This is a genomic window from Pseudomonas sp. ArH3a (genome assembly GCF_022648765.1).
Taxonomy (GTDB): Bacteria; Pseudomonadota; Gammaproteobacteria; order Pseudomonadales; family Pseudomonadaceae; genus Aquipseudomonas.
In genome coordinates this window covers 4,240,097-4,258,499 of the sequence record NZ_CP080330.1, presented here as the reverse complement: position 1 = coordinate 4,258,499, position 18,403 = coordinate 4,240,097, and the positions used below count along the sequence as shown (strand labels likewise).

At 59.2% G+C, this 18,403-nt stretch carries 15 protein-coding genes; 9 read left to right on the top strand and 6 right to left on the bottom strand.

What is annotated here, in order from left to right; all coding sequences use genetic code 11:
• Positions 1-46: 46 nt before the first annotated feature.
• The gene (locus K0P33_RS19360) at positions 47-2,272 is read right to left on the bottom strand and encodes an NADP-dependent isocitrate dehydrogenase (RefSeq protein ID WP_242150599.1); all 2,226 of its coding nucleotides are present in this window, start codon (positions 2,270-2,272) and stop codon (positions 47-49) included.
• 493 nt (positions 2,273-2,765) lie between these two features.
• Here K0P33_RS19360 and icd point away from each other — a divergent pair, with 493 nt between their 5' ends.
• Positions 2,766-4,022: an NADP-dependent isocitrate dehydrogenase gene (gene icd, locus K0P33_RS19355; protein WP_094950630.1), complete on the top strand. Its 1,257-nt coding sequence runs from the start codon at positions 2,766-2,768 to the stop codon at positions 4,020-4,022.
• 75 nt (positions 4,023-4,097) lie between these two features.
• Here the strand turns inward: icd and cspD are convergent, their stop codons facing one another.
• Complete coding sequence (gene cspD / locus K0P33_RS31375) at positions 4,098-4,400, bottom strand: cold shock domain-containing protein CspD (protein WP_277933782.1); 303 nt, start codon at positions 4,398-4,400, stop codon at positions 4,098-4,100.
• Positions 4,401-4,624: 224 nt separating this feature from the next.
• Between cspD and clpS the strand changes: the two genes are divergently transcribed.
• A complete protein-coding gene (clpS, locus tag K0P33_RS19345) occupies positions 4,625-4,993 on the top strand; it encodes an ATP-dependent Clp protease adapter ClpS (RefSeq protein ID WP_060755656.1) in 369 nt (122 codons plus the stop codon).
• Positions 4,994-5,022: 29 nt separating this feature from the next.
• The gene (gene clpA / locus K0P33_RS19340; RefSeq protein ID WP_094950631.1) at positions 5,023-7,293 is read left to right on the top strand and encodes an ATP-dependent Clp protease ATP-binding subunit ClpA; all 2,271 of its coding nucleotides are present in this window, start codon (positions 5,023-5,025) and stop codon (positions 7,291-7,293) included.
• 175 nt (positions 7,294-7,468) lie between these two features.
• Here the strand turns inward: clpA and infA are convergent, their stop codons facing one another.
• From infA to aat, 3 genes are all read right to left on the bottom strand, one after another.
• Complete coding sequence (gene infA, locus K0P33_RS19335) at positions 7,469-7,687, bottom strand: translation initiation factor IF-1 (protein ID WP_002553999.1); 219 nt, start codon at positions 7,685-7,687, stop codon at positions 7,469-7,471.
• 100 nt (positions 7,688-7,787) lie between these two features.
• Positions 7,788-8,495 carry an arginyltransferase gene (locus tag K0P33_RS19330; protein WP_242150595.1) on the bottom strand — a complete coding sequence of 236 codons (708 nt, stop codon included), beginning with the start codon at positions 8,493-8,495 and terminating at the stop codon, positions 7,788-7,790.
• 56 nt (positions 8,496-8,551) lie between these two features.
• On the bottom strand, positions 8,552-9,232 hold the full coding sequence (gene aat, locus K0P33_RS19325) for a leucyl/phenylalanyl-tRNA--protein transferase (RefSeq protein WP_094950633.1): 681 nt from the start codon (positions 9,230-9,232) through the stop codon (positions 8,552-8,554).
• A 497-nt stretch (positions 9,233-9,729) separates the two neighbouring features.
• Here aat and K0P33_RS19320 point away from each other — a divergent pair, with 497 nt between their 5' ends.
• The 6 genes from K0P33_RS19320 to cysG are packed head-to-tail and all read left to right on the top strand — an operon-like array spanning position 9,730 to position 17,229.
• Complete coding sequence (locus K0P33_RS19320) at positions 9,730-12,135, top strand: DNA translocase FtsK (RefSeq protein WP_094950634.1); 2,406 nt, start codon at positions 9,730-9,732, stop codon at positions 12,133-12,135.
• A gap of 54 nt (positions 12,136-12,189) precedes the next feature.
• Positions 12,190-12,813 (top strand): outer membrane lipoprotein chaperone LolA, encoded by a 624-nt coding sequence (gene lolA, locus K0P33_RS19315; protein ID WP_094950635.1) that lies wholly within the window; start codon positions 12,190-12,192, stop codon positions 12,811-12,813.
• Positions 12,814-12,840: 27 nt separating this feature from the next.
• Positions 12,841-14,163 carry a replication-associated recombination protein A gene (locus K0P33_RS19310; protein WP_242150592.1) on the top strand — a complete coding sequence of 441 codons (1,323 nt, stop codon included), beginning with the start codon at positions 12,841-12,843 and terminating at the stop codon, positions 14,161-14,163.
• Positions 14,163-14,537, top strand: coding sequence for a fluoride efflux transporter CrcB (gene crcB, locus K0P33_RS19305; protein ID WP_034120232.1), 375 nt, complete (start codon positions 14,163-14,165; stop codon positions 14,535-14,537). The genes K0P33_RS19310 and crcB overlap by 1 nt, the downstream gene beginning before the upstream one ends.
• A gap of 16 nt (positions 14,538-14,553) precedes the next feature.
• Positions 14,554-15,834: a serine--tRNA ligase gene (gene serS / locus K0P33_RS19300; protein ID WP_094950637.1), complete on the top strand. Its 1,281-nt coding sequence runs from the start codon at positions 14,554-14,556 to the stop codon at positions 15,832-15,834.
• A complete protein-coding gene (gene cysG, locus K0P33_RS19295) occupies positions 15,835-17,229 on the top strand; it encodes a siroheme synthase CysG (protein ID WP_094950638.1) in 1,395 nt (464 codons plus the stop codon).
• Positions 17,230-17,350: 121 nt separating this feature from the next.
• On the opposite strand, the gene K0P33_RS19290 is transcribed toward cysG, so the two are convergent.
• Positions 17,351-18,346, bottom strand: coding sequence for a glutathione S-transferase family protein (locus K0P33_RS19290; RefSeq protein WP_242150589.1), 996 nt, complete (start codon positions 18,344-18,346; stop codon positions 17,351-17,353).
• Between the last annotated feature and the right edge of the window lie 57 nt (positions 18,347-18,403).

The window sequence follows — 18,403 nt, the reverse complement described above, 5'->3', positions numbered from 1 at the left end:
CAGAAACCCCGGCACGGGGCCGGGGCTTCTTTGCATCCTTACAACCTTACTTCAACTTGGCAATCGCCGCGTTGAGGGTGTTGCTTGGGCGCATGGCTTTGCTGGTCAGCTCTGGGCTCGGCGCGTAGTAGCCGCCGATATCCACTGGCTTGCCCTGTACGGCGTTCAGTTCGGCAACGATGGTCGCCTCGTTGTCGCTCAGGGTTTTGGCCAGTTCGCCGAACTGCGCTTGCAGTGCAGTGTCTTCGGTCTGGGCGGCCAGGGCTTGAGCCCAGTACAGCGCCAGGTAGAAGTGGCTGCCGCGGTTGTCGATGTTGCCGACTTTGCGCGATGGCGACTTGTTGTTGTCGAGGAACTGGCCGGTGGCCTGGTCCAGGGTCTTGGACAGCACCAGGGCTTTCGGGTTGTTGTAAGTAACACCCAAATGCTCAAGGGAAGCTGCCAGGGCCAGGAACTCGCCCAAGGAATCCCAGCGCAGGAAGTTTTCTTCAACCAGTTGCTGCACGTGTTTCGGTGCCGAACCGCCGGCGCCGGTTTCGAACAGGCCACCGCCGTTCATCAGCGGCACGATCGACAGCATCTTGGCGCTGGTGCCCAGTTCCATGATCGGGAACAGGTCGGTCAGGTAGTCGCGCAATACGTTACCGGTCACCGAGATGGTGTCCAGGCCCTTGCGGGTACGCTCCAGCGTGAACTTCATCGCGTCGACCGGCGACATGATGCGGATGTCCAGGCCGTCGGTGTTGTGGTCTTTGAGGTAGGTCTGAACCTTCTCGACCACGACGCCGTCGTGCGCGCGCTGTGGGTCCAGCCAGAAGATGGCCGGGGTGTTGCTGGCACGGGCACGGTTGACGGCCAGCTTGACCCAGTCCTGGATCGGCGCGTCCTGGGTCTGGCACATGCGAAAGATATCGCCGGCTTCGACTTTCTGTTCCATCAGCAGGTTGCCCTTGCTGTCGGTGACGCGGACAACGCCGTCAGCCTTGACCTGGAAGGTCTTGTCGTGGGAACCGTACTCTTCGGCTTTTTTCGCCATCAGGCCAACGTTTGGCACGCTGCCCATGGTGGTTGGGTCGAAGGCGCCGTTGGCTTTGCACTCTTCGATCACCGCCTGGTAGATGGTGGCGTAGCAGCGATCCGGGATCACAGCCTTGGTGTCGTGCAGTTGGCCGTCGGTGCCCCACATTTTGCCGGAGTCACGGATCATGGCCGGCATCGAGGCGTCGACGATGACGTCGCTCGGCACGTGCAGGTTGGTGATGCCTTTGTCGGAGTTGACCATCGCCAGCGATGGGCGAGCGGCGTAGACCGCTTGAATGTCAGCTTCGATCTGCGCTTGTTGATCGCTAGGCAAAGCCTTGATGCGAGCGTACAGGTCGCCGATGCCGTTGTTCAGGTTGAAGCCGATCTGTGCAAGCAACGGGGCGTGCTTGGCCAGGGCGTCTTTGTAGAACTCGGCAACGATCTGGCCGAACATGATCGGGTCGGAGACCTTCATCATGGTGGCTTTCAGGTGAACCGACAGCAGCACGCCTTGTTTCTTGGCGTCTTCGATTTCAGCGGCGATGAAGCTGCGCAGGGCTTTTTTGCTCAGCACGGCGGTGTCGATAATCTCGCCGGCCTTTACCGAGGTCTTTTCTTTCAAGACGGTCGCAGTGCCGTCTTTGGCGATCAGCTCGATCTTCACGGCGTCAGCGGCTTCGATCTGTACGGCTTTTTCGCTGCCGTAGAAGTCGCCGTTGTTCATGTGCGCGACGTGCGACTTGGAGTCGGCAGCCCAGGCGCCCATTTTGTGCGGGTGCTTGCGCGCATAGTTCTTGACCGACAGCGGTGCGCGGCGGTCGGAGTTGCCTTCGCGCAGTACCGGGTTCACGGCGCTGCCCTTGACCTTGTCGTAACGTGCGCGGGTTTCTTTTTCCGCGTCGGTGGTTACGGTTTCCGGGTAGTCCGGCAGGGCGTAGCCCTGGGCCTGCAGTTCCTTGATCGCGGCTTGCAGCTGCGGGGTCGAGGCGCTGATGTTAGGCAGCTTGATGATGTTGGCTTCAGGCGTAACGGCCAGGTCGCCCAGTTCGGCGAGGTGGTCCGGGATAGCCTGGGTACCCAGTTGCTCGGGGAAGCTTGCGAGGATGCGCGCGGCGAGGGAGATGTCGCGGGTTTCCACAGCAATATCAGCGGAAGCGGTGAAGGCCTCTACGATAGGCAGCAGTGAATAGGTGGCGAGGGCTGGGGCTTCGTCGGTGAAGGTGTAGATGATCTTCGAGCGGGTGGGCATATTCGGATTAACTCTCTTCTTTGCTGAAAGCGTGCGCAGAAACTCGAGATGCGCCGGGTGGAGCGCGTTCGTTCAAAGTCATCCATGAGCGAAATGTCGAGGTTTCTTCGCGGTGATGTTGGGTTGCATCAGTCGAGCGTCAAGCGGGTGGGCTATTGTAATAGCCCTGCTTTCTGGCTGAAGGCTACTGTCTAGAGCGGTCAGCGGTCGTGACTCTTGGGTCAGCGGCGGCATTATACATAGGTCGCTATGCTTACGCCGAGCCTTCATACAAAAGGTGTGTCGTCCATTGGTCTAAAGGTCGCAGGGGCCCAAGTGCGACCAAAGTCGCACGATGTGCTCAAGATTGGCGATTTTGCCTTTGCTTTCAGGCTTGTAGGCGACTAAATATGCTGTTTTCGATGCAAATGAGCATGGCGCGAGGTTTCAGTCGCCATTTATCTGGAGTAGGCTCGAACGCAGCCAGATGTTCAATCCATAGATGGAGTTCAGCATGGGATACAAGAAGATTCAGGTTCCGGCAGTCGGCGACAAAATCACCGTCAATGCAGACCATTCTCTCAATGTTCCTGACCAACCGATCATCCCTTATATAGAAGGCGACGGTATTGGCGTCGACATCAGCCCGGTGATGATCAAGGTGGTCGACGCAGCTGTTGAAAAGGCCTACGGCGGCAAGCGAAAAATCTCCTGGATGGAGGTTTACGCCGGCGAGAAAGCGACTCAAGTCTACGATCAGGATACCTGGCTGCCCCAGGAAACCCTGGATGCGGTCAAAGATTACGTGGTTTCCATCAAGGGGCCGCTGACCACACCGGTCGGTGGTGGCATTCGTTCGCTGAACGTGGCCCTGCGCCAACAACTCGACCTGTATGTTTGCCTGCGCCCGGTGCGTTGGTTTGAAGGCGTGCCCAGCCCGGTCAAGAAACCTGGCGACGTCGATATGACTATCTTCCGTGAGAACTCCGAGGATATTTACGCCGGTATCGAATGGAAGGCCGGCTCGCCGGAAGCGATCAAGGTGATCAAATTCCTCAAGGAGGAAATGGGCGTCACCAAGATCCGTTTCGACCAGGATTGCGGGATTGGCATCAAGCCGGTCTCCAAAGAAGGCACCGAGCGCCTGGTGCGTAAAGCCCTGCAATATGTAGTGGATAACGACCGTGATTCGCTGACCATCGTGCACAAAGGCAACATTATGAAGTTCACCGAAGGTGCCTTCAAAGAGTGGGCCTACGGTATCGCCGAGAAAGAATTTGGTGCGACCTTGCTCGATGGTGGCCCTTGGATGCAGTTCAAGAACCCGAAGACCGGCAAGAATGTGGTGGTAAAGGACGCTATTGCTGATGCCATGCTCCAGCAGATTCTGCTGCGTCCGGCCGAATATGACGTGATCGCCACCCTTAACTTGAATGGTGACTACCTCTCCGATGCCCTGGCGGCGGAAGTGGGCGGTATCGGTATTGCGCCGGGTGCCAACCTGTCGGATACCGTGGCCATGTTCGAGGCCACCCATGGCACGGCGCCCAAATACGCAGGCAAGGACCAGGTAAACCCGGGTTCATTGATTCTGTCGGCAGAAATGATGCTGCGTCATATGGGCTGGACTGAAGCGGCAGACTTGATCATTAAAGGCACGAATGGCGCCATTTCGGCCAAGACCGTGACCTACGACTTTGAGCGCTTGATGGAGGGTGCCAAGTTGGTGTCGTCGTCTGGCTTTGGCGATGCGTTGATTTCGCATATGTGAGTCTAAGGCTATAAAAAAACCGGCGATCCTGAAGAATCAGGACAGCCGGTTTTTTTTGAGTTGCTCAAGCGCTGATCAGGCCGTTTGTTTCTGTTTTGAAGGGGTAGCCTTTAGTTCCTTTTCTTGGGTTTCGTCGTGGGCCTTTCCAGGTTCGGCCGCGCATGCTGCGCAGATTTCGACAGCGTGCAGGCCTTTGGGGCCCTGAATGATGTCAAACTCCACCTTTTGACCCGCCTTCAGCGTCTTGTATCCCTCCATGGTAATCGCTGAGTAATGCGCAAAAAGATCCTCATCGGGATTTCCTTCGGCATTAATGAATCCATACCCCTTAGCATTGTTGAACCACTTGACCTTGCCGTTGATCTTGACGCCAGACATAACCATATCCCTCTGCACCAGACTCCATCACTGGAGTATCATCCAGTTTATCCGTCCTAACCCGAATAAATAAGGTTGACTGCGCGGACCTTTTTTACCCACTGTGGGCTCTATTGGTTGTAACACCGATTTGCCGATAGTCAAGGCGACCGTATAGTCAGAGTTGAAATTCCGGCAGGTCGCCCCCACCACTGTATTTGAACCACTGACGAACCTTTCTTTCCATGCATGCAAACAGCCAGATTCGACTAACATTCAATCAGGATCGCCCGGATCAGGAACATGACGAGGACGGCTCTGCAGGCATTGCTGTTCAGGAGGCGAAGCCCGCTCTACAGGCGCCGCCGATGTACAAGGTGGTTTTGTTCAATGATGACTACACACCGATGGATTTCGTGGTCGAAGTGCTCGAGGTGTTTTTTAACCTGAACCGCGAGTTGGCGACCAAGGTAATGCTGGCCGTTCACACAGAAGGACGGGCAGTATGTGGAGTGTTTACCCGTGACATCGCCGAGACAAAGGCAATGCAGGTCAACCAGTACGCCAGGGAAAGCCAGCATCCGCTACTCTGTGAAATCGAGAAGGACGGTTAACGCCGACCACTTGGGTATGAGGTGAAGCTATGTTAAACCGCGAGCTCGAAGTCACCCTCAATCTTGCCTTCAAGGAGGCTCGTTCGAAGCGTCATGAATTCATGACCGTCGAACACCTGCTGCTGGCACTTTTGGATAACGAAGCTGCCGCCACCGTTCTGCGTGCGTGCGGCGCCAACCTCGACAAACTCAAGCATGACCTGCAGGAGTTTATCGACTCCACTACGCCACTGATCCCCGTGCACGACGAGGACCGCGAAACCCAGCCAACCCTGGGCTTCCAGCGGGTATTGCAGCGCGCTGTGTTCCACGTACAGAGCTCCGGTAAGCGTGAAGTCACAGGCGCCAATGTGCTTGTGGCGATCTTCAGCGAACAGGAAAGCCAAGCGGTGTTCCTGCTCAAACAGCAGAGCGTTGCCCGTATTGATGTCGTCAACTACATCGCCCACGGTATCTCCAAAGTGCCTGGGCACGGCGATCATTCCGAGGGTGAGCAAGAGATGCAGGACGACGAGGGTGGTGAGTCTTCTTCTTCGGGCAATCCACTGGATGCCTATGCCAGCAACCTCAATGAACTGGCGCGCCAGGGGCGGATCGATCCGCTGGTGGGGCGCGAGCTTGAGGTTGAGCGTGTAGCGCAGATCCTCGCGCGTCGTCGCAAGAACAATCCGTTGCTGGTGGGTGAGGCGGGCGTGGGTAAGACCGCGATTGCCGAAGGCCTGGCCAAGCGCATTGTCGATAATCAGGTGCCTGACCTGCTGGCTAACAGCGTCGTCTACTCCCTGGACCTGGGCGCGTTGCTCGCCGGGACCAAGTACCGTGGCGATTTCGAGAAGCGCTTCAAGGCGCTGCTCGGCGAGCTGAAAAAACGCCCGCAGGCGATCCTGTTTATCGATGAGATCCATACCATCATCGGTGCCGGTGCGGCCTCCGGTGGGGTGATGGACGCCTCCAACCTGCTCAAGCCGTTGCTGTCGTCGGGTGATATCCGCTGCATCGGTTCGACTACGTTCCAGGAATTCCGCGGCATTTTCGAGAAAGACCGTGCCTTGGCGCGCCGCTTCCAGAAAGTCGACGTGTCCGAGCCTTCGGTAGAAGACACCATCGGCATTCTGCGCGGGCTCAAAGGGCGTTTCGAAGCGCACCACGGCATCGAGTACACCGATGAAGCGTTGCGTGCCGCTGCTGAGCTGGCATCGCGCTACATCAATGACCGGCACATGCCCGACAAGGCCATCGACGTGATTGACGAGGCGGGTGCCTACCAGCGCCTGCAGCCGGTCGAGAAGCGCGTGAAGCGCATCGACGTGCCTCAAGTCGAGGACATCGTGGCGAAGATCGCGCGTATTCCGCCAAAACACGTCAACAGTTCCGACAAGGAGCTGCTGCGTAACCTGGAGCGCGACCTCAAGCTCACCGTGTTCGGCCAGGATGCTGCCATTGACGCGCTGTCCACCGCGATCAAGTTGTCGCGTGCGGGCCTCAAGTCGCCGGACAAGCCAGTCGGTTCGTTCCTGTTCGCAGGCCCGACCGGCGTCGGCAAGACCGAAGCGGCGCGGCAGTTGGCCAAGGCCATGGGCATCGAGCTGGTACGCTTCGACATGTCCGAATACATGGAGCGTCACACTGTGTCGCGCCTGATCGGTGCGCCTCCGGGCTATGTCGGTTTCGACCAGGGCGGTCTGTTGACCGAGGCAATCACCAAGCAGCCGCACTGCGTATTGCTGCTCGATGAAATCGAGAAGGCCCACCCGGAAGTCTTCAACCTGCTGCTGCAGGTCATGGACCACGGGACCCTGACCGACAACAACGGGCGCAAGGCAGACTTCCGCAACGTGATCGTGATCATGACCACCAACGCCGGTGCCGAAACGGCCGCGCGGGCTTCGATTGGCTTTACGCATCAGGATCACTCATCCGATGCGATGGAAGTGATCAAGAAGAGCTTCACGCCGGAGTTCCGCAACCGCCTGGACACCATTATCCAGTTTGGTCGCCTCAGCCATGAGGTCATCAAAAGCGTGGTGGACAAGTTCCTTACCGAGCTTCAAGCGCAGTTGGAAGACAAGCGCGTGCAGTTGGACGTCACGGACGCGGCGCGCAATTGGCTGGCCGAAGGTGGCTACGACGCGGCAATGGGCGCTCGCCCAATGGCGCGACTGATCCAGGACAAGATCAAGCGGCCATTGGCCGAAGAGATCCTGTTTGGCGAGCTTGCCGACCATGGCGGCGTGGTGCACATCGACCTGAAGGACGGCGAGCTGACCTTCGAGTTCGAAACCACGGCTGAAATGGCCTGACAGCGGGCTGCAACAAAGCAAAAGGCGCCGAAAGGCGCCTTTTTGCTGTCTTGAAAACGATGGGGGTCAAATGTGGGGGCAGACAAGTCAGCTCCCACATTGACACCTGAGGTGTTTGGGAAATAGCGCGCACACAAAAACGCCCGGCAGAACCGGGCGTTTTGTATTGACTTGATTAACGAGCGCGGTAAGTGATGCGCCCTTTGCTCAAGTCATAGGGCGTCAGCTCGACGCGCACTTTGTCGCCGGTAAGAATACGAATGTAGTTCTTGCGCATCTTGCCGGAGATATGCGCGGTTACGACGTGCCCATTTTCCAACTCCACACGAAACATGGTGTTGGGCAGGGTGTCGACGACAGTGCCTTCCATTTCGAAGCTGTCTTCTTTCGACATGCAGTAAAGCCCTCGGTATCCAGTGAATGGCCCGGTGCAACTGCGCCAGGCAAAAGCGGCGTGCATTGTGCCCGAAAAAGGGTGTTTAAGCCAAGGGGTTCTAGTTAAGCGTTACCCATCTTTGATTAATTAGTAGCTCGATGGGCCGATATTGGGTCTTGTAGTTCATCTTTTTGCAGTTTTTGATCCAGTATCCGAGGTACACCGCTTCCAATTCCTGGCGCAGGGCTTCGCCGATTTGCCACAAGATCGCAAAGCGTCCCAGGCTGCGGCGTTCTTCGGCCGGCTCATAGAAGGTGTAGACCGCCGACAGGCCATTGGGCAGCAGGTCGGTTACGGCTACCGCCAGCAGGCGCCCGTCCAGGCGGAACTCGTAGAAGCGCGAGAAGGGCAGGTCACGCACCAGAAACGTCGAAAACTGATCGCGGCTGGGCGGGAACATGTCGCCGTCGGCATGACGTTGCTCGATGTAGCGCTGGTAAAGGTCGAAATATTCTTCGCTGAAATGCGGCTTGGTGGCGGTGATTGTCAGGTCGGCATTGCGCTTGAGGATGCGTTTCTGATTGCGGTCCGGCAAAAATTGCGCAACCGGGATACGTGCCGGCACGCAGGCATTGCAATTCTGGCAATGGGGGCGGTACAGGTGGTCGCCGCTACGCCGAAAACCCATCTCGGACAGGTCGGCATACACATGCACATCCATTGGCTGGCTGGGGTCGAGGAACAGCGTGGTTGCCTGCTCGTCGGGCAGATAGCTGCAAGAGTGGGCTTGAGTGGCATAAAACTTCAAGCGCGCCAGCTCGGTCATGATCAACCCTCGGGGTAAGCTTTGAAATAAGTGTAAGCCACGTGCGCGGATGTCGCCTAGGAAACCCACGGTCCAGAGCTGGGTTGGTCCAAATGGTTGTGCAAGAAAGCCGCGAACTCACTGCGCGGTATGGCGCGGGCGCCCAGGCTGTGCAGGTGGTCATTGGGCATCTGGCAGTCGATCAGCACGAAACCCCAGGCCTGCAACTGCCGGGTCAGTGTGGCGAAGCCGAATTTCGACGCGTTGTCGGCACGGCTGAACATGGATTCGCCAAAGAACAGTTGGCCCATCGCCAGGCCATACAGGCCGCCGACCAGCTCGCCCTGGTCCCACACCTCCACGGAATGCGCGTAGCCACGCTGGTGCAGCGCCAGGTAGGCGCTCTGGATGCCTTCGGTGATCCAGGTGCCATCGGCATAGCTGCGCGGCGCAGCGCACGCCTGGATGACGGCAGCGAAGTCCTGGTCGAAGGTGACGGTGTAACGCTGCTGGCGCAACAGTTTGCCAAGGCTGCGCGAGACATGCAGTTCGTCGGGAAATATCACCGTGCGTGGGTCCGGCGACCACCAGAGGATCGGCTGGCCTTCAGAGAACCACGGAAAGCAGCCGTGACGGTAGGCCTGAACCAGCCGTTCGGCTGACAAATCGCCACCGGCGGCCAGCAGGCCATTGGGTTCACGCATGGCCTTGGCCAGCGGTGGAAAAGTCAGTGAGTCGCGTTGCAACCAGGTCAGCATGGCATCCAGGCTTACGGAAGGGGAGGGGAGTGGCGGGTATGTCACCTGCCGCGCGTGGGGTGATTATTGTCGACACAGCGCTGTGGGGCCAGCCCGAATCGGGTATTCATCAGGATTAGCGTGAGCGCGTGTTGCTGCAACTCTGCCCCGTACACGCGGTCGTAATCGGGTCTGGCGCATGCAGGCCATTTGCCAAGCTTGCCTGGATTGCTAAAAACAGCTCATAAGCCTTTGTCAGCAAAGACAATGCATGCTCAAATTGAACATGCTGTGACACTTCAATTGTCCAGGCTGCTGGCTGATAGGCAAGGGCGTGGCATCGCGGGCGCAAACCCGTACAATGCGGCCATTGTGGCGTTATCGCCATTTCACCCAGTCATCACCCAGTGTTAAAAGTAGATTCAACGACGTTCGTTCATTTTTCAGCTGCTCGGATTGAGCAGTAGTGTGCAGTCATTCAACGATGGACGCGCTAAAGGCGCAGGAAAAGACCCGTTTTGAAGAAATCCGCCGCAACACCTAAAGCAGCAGTCGTGCCGGCCTGGCGCCAGCACCTGCACTACCGACTCAAGGAAGGGGCGCTGATCGCCATCGGCGCCCTGTGCCTGTTCCTGATGATGGCCTTGCTCACCTATGGCAAGGACGATCCGGGCTGGAGCCACAACAGCAAGATCGAAGACGTGCAGAACTTCGGCGGGCCTGCCGGCTCCTACAGCGCCGATATCCTGTTCATGGTGCTGGGTTACTTCGCCTACATCTTCCCGCTGCTGCTGGCGATCAAGACCTGGCAGATCTTCCGTCAGCGTCACGAGCCGTGGCAGTGGAGCGGCTGGCTGTTCTCCTGGCGCCTGATCGGCCTGGTGTTCCTGGTGCTGTCTGGCGCAGCGCTGGCGCATATTCATTTCCACGCACCTACCGGTTTGCCGGCGGGCGCAGGCGGTGCGCTGGGCGAAAGCCTGGGCGACCTGGCGCGCAAGACCCTGAACATCCAGGGCAGCACCTTGATGTTTATCGCGCTGTTCCTGTTCGGCCTCACGGTGTTCACCGACCTGTCGTGGTTCAAGGTGATGGACGTGACCGGCAAGATCACCCTCGACCTGCTCGAATTGTTCCAAAGCGCGGCCAACCGTTGGTGGTCGGCCCGCGTTGATCGCAAACGCATGGTTGCGCAACTGCGTGAGGTGGACACCCGCGTCAACGAGGTGGTGGCCCCGAGCACACCGGACCGGCGCGAGCAAGCCAAGGTCAAGGAGCGCTTGATCGAGCGCGAGCAAGCTCTGAGCAAACACATGTCGGACCGCGAGAAGCAGGTGCCGCCCGTGATCGCCCCGGCGCCGCCCAAAGCCCCCGAGCCGAGCCATCGCGTACAGAAAGAGAAACAGGCGCCGTTGTTTGTCGACAGCGCCGTGGAAGGCACCTTGCCGCCGATCTCGATCCTCGACCCAGCCGAAAAGAAACAGCTCAACTATTCCCCGGAATCCCTGGCGGCTGTCGGCCACCTGCTGGAAATCAAGCTCAAGGAATTCGGCGTCGAAGTTTCGGTGGACTCGATCCACCCAGGCCCGGTCATCACCCGTTACGAAATCCAGCCGGCAGCTGGCGTCAAGGTCAGCCGCATCTCCAACCTGGCGAAAGACTTGGCCCGTTCCCTGGCCGTGACCAGTGTGCGCGTGGTGGAAGTGATCCCCGGCAAGACCACCGTGGGCATCGAGATTCCCAACGAAGACCGTCAGATCGTGCGCTTCTCCGAAGTGCTGTCGACGCCGGAATACGACAACTTTAAATCCCCGGTCACCTTGGCCCTGGGCCACGATATCGGTGGTAAGCCAGTAATCACCGACTTGGCGAAAATGCCGCACTTGCTGGTTGCCGGTACCACTGGTTCGGGTAAGTCGGTGGGCGTGAACGCGATGATCCTGTCGATCCTGTTCAAGTCTGGCCCGGATGACGCCAAGCTGATCATGATCGACCCGAAGATGTTGGAATTGTCGATCTACGAAGGCATTCCGCACCTGCTCTGCCCGGTGGTCACCGACATGAAGGACGCCGCCAACGCCCTGCGTTGGAGCGTGGCCGAGATGGAGCGCCGCTACAAGCTGATGGCGAAGATGGGCGTACGTAACCTGTCGGGCTTCAACGCCAAGGTCAAGGAAGCCCAGGACGCCGGCACGCCGCTGACCGACCCGTTGTACAAACGCGAAAATATTCACGACGAAGCGCCGCTGCTGGTCAAGCTGCCGACCATCGTGGTGGTGGTCGACGAATTCGCCGACATGATGATGATCGTCGGCAAGAAGGTTGAAGAACTGATCGCACGTATCGCCCAGAAGGCACGTGCTGCCGGTATTCACTTGATTCTCGCGACTCAGCGGCCGTCGGTGGACGTGATCACCGGTCTGATCAAGGCCAACATTCCTACGCGCATGGCGTTCCAAGTTTCCAGCAAGATCGACTCGCGCACCATCATCGATCAGGGCGGCGCCGAGCAACTGCTGGGCCACGGTGACATGCTCTACATGCCGCCGGGCACCAGCCTGCCGATCCGGGTTCACGGCGCGTTCGTTTCCGATGACGAAGTACACCGTGTGGTGGAGGCCTGGAAACTGCGCGGCGCACCGGAATACAACGACGACATCCTCGCCGGTGTCGAAGAGGCCGGCAGCGGCTTCGACGGTGGCAGCGGCGGTGATGATGACGCTGAAACCGATGCGCTGTACGACGAGGCCGTGGCCTTCGTACTCGAAAGCCGTCGCGCCTCGATCTCCGCGGTGCAGCGCAAACTCAAAATCGGCTACAACCGCGCCGCCCGCATGATCGAATCCATGGAAAACGCCGGCGTCGTGACTGCAATGAACACTAACGGCTCGCGCGAAGTCATCGCCCCCGGGCAGATGCGCGACTGATCACGTGCCGCGTGGCAGCACGCGGCACGCCCTAACGACTCAATGAGGATTCCCATGCGTCTTATCCGCATGCTGTTGTTGCCAGCCCTGGCCCTGACCGCTGTTTCGGCTCACGCCGACCCCGCTTCCGTGGCCAGCCTGACCAACCTGTTGGACAAATCCAAGACCCTGACCGCGCGCTTCTCCCAGTTGACCCTGGATGGCGGCGGCACTCAGTTGCAGGAAACCGCCGGTGAAATGGCCGTGCAGCGCCCAGGCCTTTTCTACTGGAAAACCGACGCGCCGAACGAGCAGACCATCGTGTCCGACGGCCAGAAAGTCACCCTGTGGGACCCTGACCTGGAACAGGCGACCATCAAGAAGCTCGACCCGCGCCTGAACCAGACCCCGGCGCTGTTGCTGTCGGGCGATGTGTCGAAGATCAGCGACAGCTTCGAGATCACCTCCAAGCAAACCAGCAACGTGATTGAGTTCACCCTCAAGCCCAAATCCAAGGACACGCTGTTTGACAGCCTGCAACTGTCGTTTGGCAACGGTGTGATCAACAACATGCGCCTGATCGACAGCGTCGGTCAGCGCACCGATATCCTGTTCTCCGCGGTCAAGGCCAACGGCGTTGTGGATGCATCCAAGTTCAAGTTCGTCATCCCCAAGGGTGCCGACGTGATCCAGGAATAACCTGCCGAGAGGTTTCAAGCGCTGCCCATGGATTTGTTTCGAAGTGACCCGATTGCTCAACCCTTGGCCGCGCGTTTGCGTTCGACCAACCTGGATGAGTACGTCGGGCAAGAACACCTGCTCGCTCGCGGCAAGCCTCTGCGCGAAGCCCTGGAGCAGGGTGCGCTGCACTCGATGATTTTCTGGGGGCCGCCGGGCGTGGGTAAAACCACCCTGGCGCGGCTGCTGGCGAAAGTCTCGGATGCGCACTTCGAAACGGTGTCGGCCGTGCTGGCCGGGGTCAAGGAGATCCGCCAGGCAGTGGAAGTCGCCAAGCAGCAGGCCGGGCAATACGGCAAGCGCACCATCTTGTTCGTCGACGAAGTGCATCGCTTCAACAAGTCGCAGCAGGATGCGTTTTTACCCTATGTCGAAGACGGCACGCTGATCTTTATCGGCGCTACCACCGAAAACCCCTCGTTTGAACTCAACAACGCTTTGCTGTCGCGTGCCCGTGTCTATGTGCTCAAGAGCCTGGACGAAGCGGCGATGCGCAAGCTGTTGCAGCGTGCGTTGAGCGAAGACAAGGGCTTGGGCAACCGCCAGTTGAGCTTGAGCGACGAAGGTTTCAAGATTTTGCTGAGCGCCGCCGATGGCGACGGTCGGCGCTTTCTCAACCTGTTGGAGAACGCTTCCGACCTGGCCGAAGACAACAGCGAGATTGGCGTCGACCTGTTGCAAAGCCTGCTCGGCGACACTCGCCGGCGCTTCGACAAGGGCGGCGAAGCCTTCTACGACCAGATATCGGCGCTGCACAAATCCGTACGCGGCTCCAACCCCGACGGTGCGTTGTACTGGTTTGCGCGGATGATCGACGGCGGCTGCGACCCGCTGTACTTGGCGCGCCGCGTGGTGCGCATGGCCAGCGAAGACATCGGCAACGCCGACCCGCGCGCGCTGAGCCTGTGCCTCGCTGCCTGGGAAGTGCAGGAACGCCTGGGCAGCCCGGAAGGCGAGTTGGCGGTGGCCCAGGCCATCACCTACTTGGCTTGCGCGCCGAAAAGCAACGCGGTGTACATGGGCTTCAAGTCGGCTCTGCGGGCCGCCGCCGAACACGGCTCGCTGGAAGTGCCGCTGCACCTGCGCAACGCCCCGACCAAGCTGATGAAGCAGCTGGGCTACGGCGACGAATACCGTTATGCCCATGACGAGCCGGATGCCTATGCCGCCGGCGAAGATTATTTTCCCGATGAGCTGGAACCACAGCCGTTCTACCAGCCGGTGCCCCGTGGCCTGGAACTGAAGATCGGCGAAAAGCTCAATCACCTGGCTCAACTCGATCGCCTCAGCCCCAAACAGCGGAGAAAGTAGTGCTCAAGACGATTCTTGCCGTGTCCGTAGCCGGCATCGCTGGTACATTATTGCGTTTCGCCACCAGTACGTGGGTGAGCGCCAACTGGCCGAAGCATTTTTATGCGGCGACCTTGGCGGTCAACTTGGTGGGTTGCTTGATTATCGGGCTGTTGTACGGCTGGTTCCTGTTGCGCCCGGAAGTGCCGATTGAGATTCGCGCCGGCTTGATTGTCGGCTTTGTAGGCGGTCTGACGACCTTTTCATCCTTTTCACTGGATACGTTGCGCCTGCTGGAAAGCGGGCAAGCTCTGGTGGCCTTCGGGTACCTGGGCATCAGCGTGTTCGGCGGGCTGCTCGCCACCTGGGCCGGCCTGTCCTTGACCAAACTTTGATAAACGAGAGACCGACATGCTCGATTCCAAACTGTTACGTAGCAACCTTCAGGACGTAGCGGACCGCCTGGCATCCCGTGGCTTTGCCTTGGATGTTGCGCGCATCGAAGCGCTGGAAGAACAGCGCAAGACCGTCCAGACCCGCACCGAAGCACTGCAGGCTGAGCGTAATGCGCGTTCCAAATCCATTGGTCAGGCCAAGCAGCGCGGTGAAGACATCGCGCCGCTGATGGCGGACGTCGAGCGCATGGGCACTGAGCTGTCTGACGGTAAAGTCGAGCTGGAAGGCATTCAGAGCGAGCTGGACTCGATCCTGCTGGGCATTCCCAACCTGCCGCACGAATCCGTACCGATTGGCGAAGACGAAGACGGCAACGTCGAAGTGCGCCGCTGGGGCACCCCGAAAGCTTTTGATTTCGAGATCAAGGATCACGTTGCGTTGGGCGAGCTGACCGGTGGCCTGGATTTCGAAACCGCCGCCAAAATGTCCGGTGCGCGCTTCGCTTTGCTGCGCGGCCCCATCGCGCGCATGCACCGTGCCCTGGCACAGTTCATGATCAACCTGCACACCGGCGAGCACGGTTACGAAGAAGCCTACACCCCGTACCTGGTGCAGGCGCCGGCGTTGATGGGCACCAGCCAGTTGCCGAAATTCGAAGAAGACCTGTTCAAGATCAGCCGCGATGGCGAAGCCGATCTGTACCTGATCCCGACCGCCGAAGTGTCGCTGACCAACATCGTGGCTGGCGAGATCCTCGACGCCAAGCAACTGCCGATGAAGTTTGTCGCCCATTCCCCGTGCTTCCGCAGTGAAGCCGGTGCTTCGGGTCGTGATACTCGCGGCATGATCCGCCAGCACCAGTTCGACAAGGTCGAGATGGTGCAAGTGGTTGAGCCATCGACCTCCATGGAGGCCTTGGAAGGCCTGACCGCCAATGCCGAACGCGTCCTGCAACTGCTGGAGCTGCCGTACCGCGTTCTCGCGCTGTGCACCGGCGACATGGGTTTCAGCGCCGTGAAGACCTACGACCTCGAAGTGTGGGTGCCGAGCCAGGACAAATACCGCGAGATTTCGTCGTGCTCCAACTGCGGTGATTTCCAGGCCCGTCGCATGCAGGCGCGTTTCCGTAACCCGGAAACCGGCAAACCGGAGCTGGTACACACCCTCAACGGTTCGGGCCTGGCCGTAGGCCGTACCCTGGTGGCGGTGCTGGAAAACTACCAGCAGGCCGACGGTTCGATCCGTGTGCCTGAGGTGCTTAAGCCGTACATGGCGGGCGTTGAGGTCATCGGCTAAATGGAATTTCTGCCGCTGTTTCATAACCTGCGCGGCAGTCGTGTGTTGGTCGTCGGTGGCGGGGAGATTGCCTTGCGCAAATCCCGGCTGCTGGCCGACGCCGGTGCGTTGCTGCGGGTGGTTGCTCCCCAGATCGAAGACCAGTTGCGTGAACTGGTGCTGGGCAGTGGCGGAGAACTGATTTTGCGCGGTTATCAGGAGCCCGACCTCGACGGTTGCACCCTGATCATCGCCGCGACCGACGACGAGCCACTGAACGCGCAAGTGTCCAGTGATGCCAAGCGTCGCTGCGTACCGGTCAACGTGGTGGATGCGCCGGCCTTGTGCAGCGTGATCTTCCCGGCGATTGTCGACCGTTCGCCATTGGTGATTGCAGTCTCCAGCGGCGGCGATGCGCCGGTGCTGGCGCGCTTGATCCGCGCCAAGCTGGAAACCTGGATTCCGTCCACCTATGGCCAGTTGGCCGGGTTGGCGGCGCGTTTTCGTGCCCAGGTCAAAGGTTTGTACCCGAATGTGCAGCAGCGCCGTGCGTTCTGGGAAGAGGTTTTCCAAGGCCCGATTGCTGACCGCCAGTTGGCCGGGCAGGGCGATGAAGCCGAGCGTCTGCTGATTGACAAGGTCAACGGCGCGCCGCCGCATGCGCCGGGCGAAGTCTACTTGGTGGGTGCCGGCCCAGGCGATCCTGACCTGGTGACCTTCCGTGCCTTGCGCCTGATGCAGCAAGCCGACGTGGTGCTGTATGACCGCTTGGTGGCGCCGGCGATTCTCGAACTGTGCCGTCGTGATGCCGAGCGCATCTATGTCGGCAAGCGTCGCGCCGACCATGCTGTGCCGCAGGACCAGATCAACCAACAATTGGTGGACTTGGCCAAGCAAGGCAAGCGCGTGCTGCGCCTCAAGGGGGGCGATCCGTTCATCTTTGGCCGGGGCGGCGAAGAAATCGAAGAACTGGCGGCCCATGGCATCCCGTTTCAGGTGGTGCCGGGGATCACTGCGGCCAGTGGTTGCGCGGCGTATGCCGGGATCCCGCTGACCCATCGTGACTATGCGCAGTCGGTACGGTTTATTACCGGGCATTTGAAAAACGGTACCTCGGACTTGCCTTGGCATGATCTCGTTGGCCCGTCGCAGACTTTGGTGTTCTACATGGGGCTGATCGGTTTGCCGATCATCTGCGAACAATTGATCAAGCATGGGCGTGCGGCGGATACCCCGGCGGCGTTGATCCAGCAGGGCACTACGTCCAACCAGCGCGTGTTCACCGGCACCCTGGCGGACTTGCCGCGCATGGTGGCGGAGCATGAAGTGCATGCGCCGACATTGGTGATCGTCGGTGAGGTGGTTATGTTGCGCGAGAAGCTGAAGTGGTTTGAAGGCGCTCAGTCCCAGGTCTGACATCGCTCGTTCCCACGCTCTGCGTGGTAATGCACCCTATGACGCTCCGCGTCATGCTTTTAAGAGCGGACGCAGAGCGTCCAGGGCGGCATTCCCACGCAGAGCGTGGGAACGATCATCATCAGTTCCAGACGCCTTTGCCACTTAATCTCTCACGATCATGCCCAACATCAAAACGCTGCAACGGCCCCTTCGGCACAACCCCCGTCGGGTTAATCGTGCGATGGCTCGCATAGTAATGCCCTTTGATATGGGCAAAATCCACCGTCTCGGCCACTCCCGGCCACTGATACATCTCCCTCAGCCAGTTCGACAAGTTCGAGTAATCGGCAATCCGCCGCAAATTGCATTTGAAGTGGTTGTAATACACCGCGTCAAAGCGAATCAGCGTGGTAAACAGCCGCACATCGGCTTCGGTCAGGTACTCACCGGCCAGGTAGCGATGCTCGCCCAGGTGCTGCTCCAGGTGATCCAGCTCGGCAAATACCTCATCAAACGCGCTTTCATAGGCCTTTTGCGAGGTGGCAAAGCCTGCGCGGTACACGCCATTGTTCACGGCCGGGTAGATGCGATCGTTCAGCGCGTCGATGCTCGGGCGTAACACCTCGGGGTAGAAGTCCAGGGTATTGCCGGTTAGTTGGTTAAACGCACTGTTGAACATGCGGATGATCTCCGCCGATTCATTACTCACGATGCGCTTGAGCTTCTTGTCCCACAGCACCGGCACGGTCACGCGCCCGGTGTAGTCGGCGGTGTCGGCGGTATAGCGTTGGTGCATAAAGTCGAAACCATCCAGCTTGTCGCCGGTAGAGCCGTGGGCCTTGTCGAAGGTCCAGCCGTTTTCCAGCATTAACCAGCTGACCACGGACACGTCAATCAGGCTTTCCAGGCCCTTGAGCTTGCGCAAAATCAGAGTGCGATGCGCCCAGGGGCAGGCGAGGGAAACGTACAGATGGTAGCGACCGGCTTCGGCCTGAAAGCCACCTTCGCCACTCGGCCCAGGCTGGCCGTCGTCGGTGACCCAGTGGCGGCGCTGCGCTTGTTCGCGCTGGAACGCGCCGTCTGCGCTACTTTCGTACCACTGGTCTTTCCAGTGTCCTTCGATCAGCAAACCCATGACTGGCTCCTTGGCTAATAAGCGTTGGAGCCCAGTCTAAAGGGATGAGTTCGAACT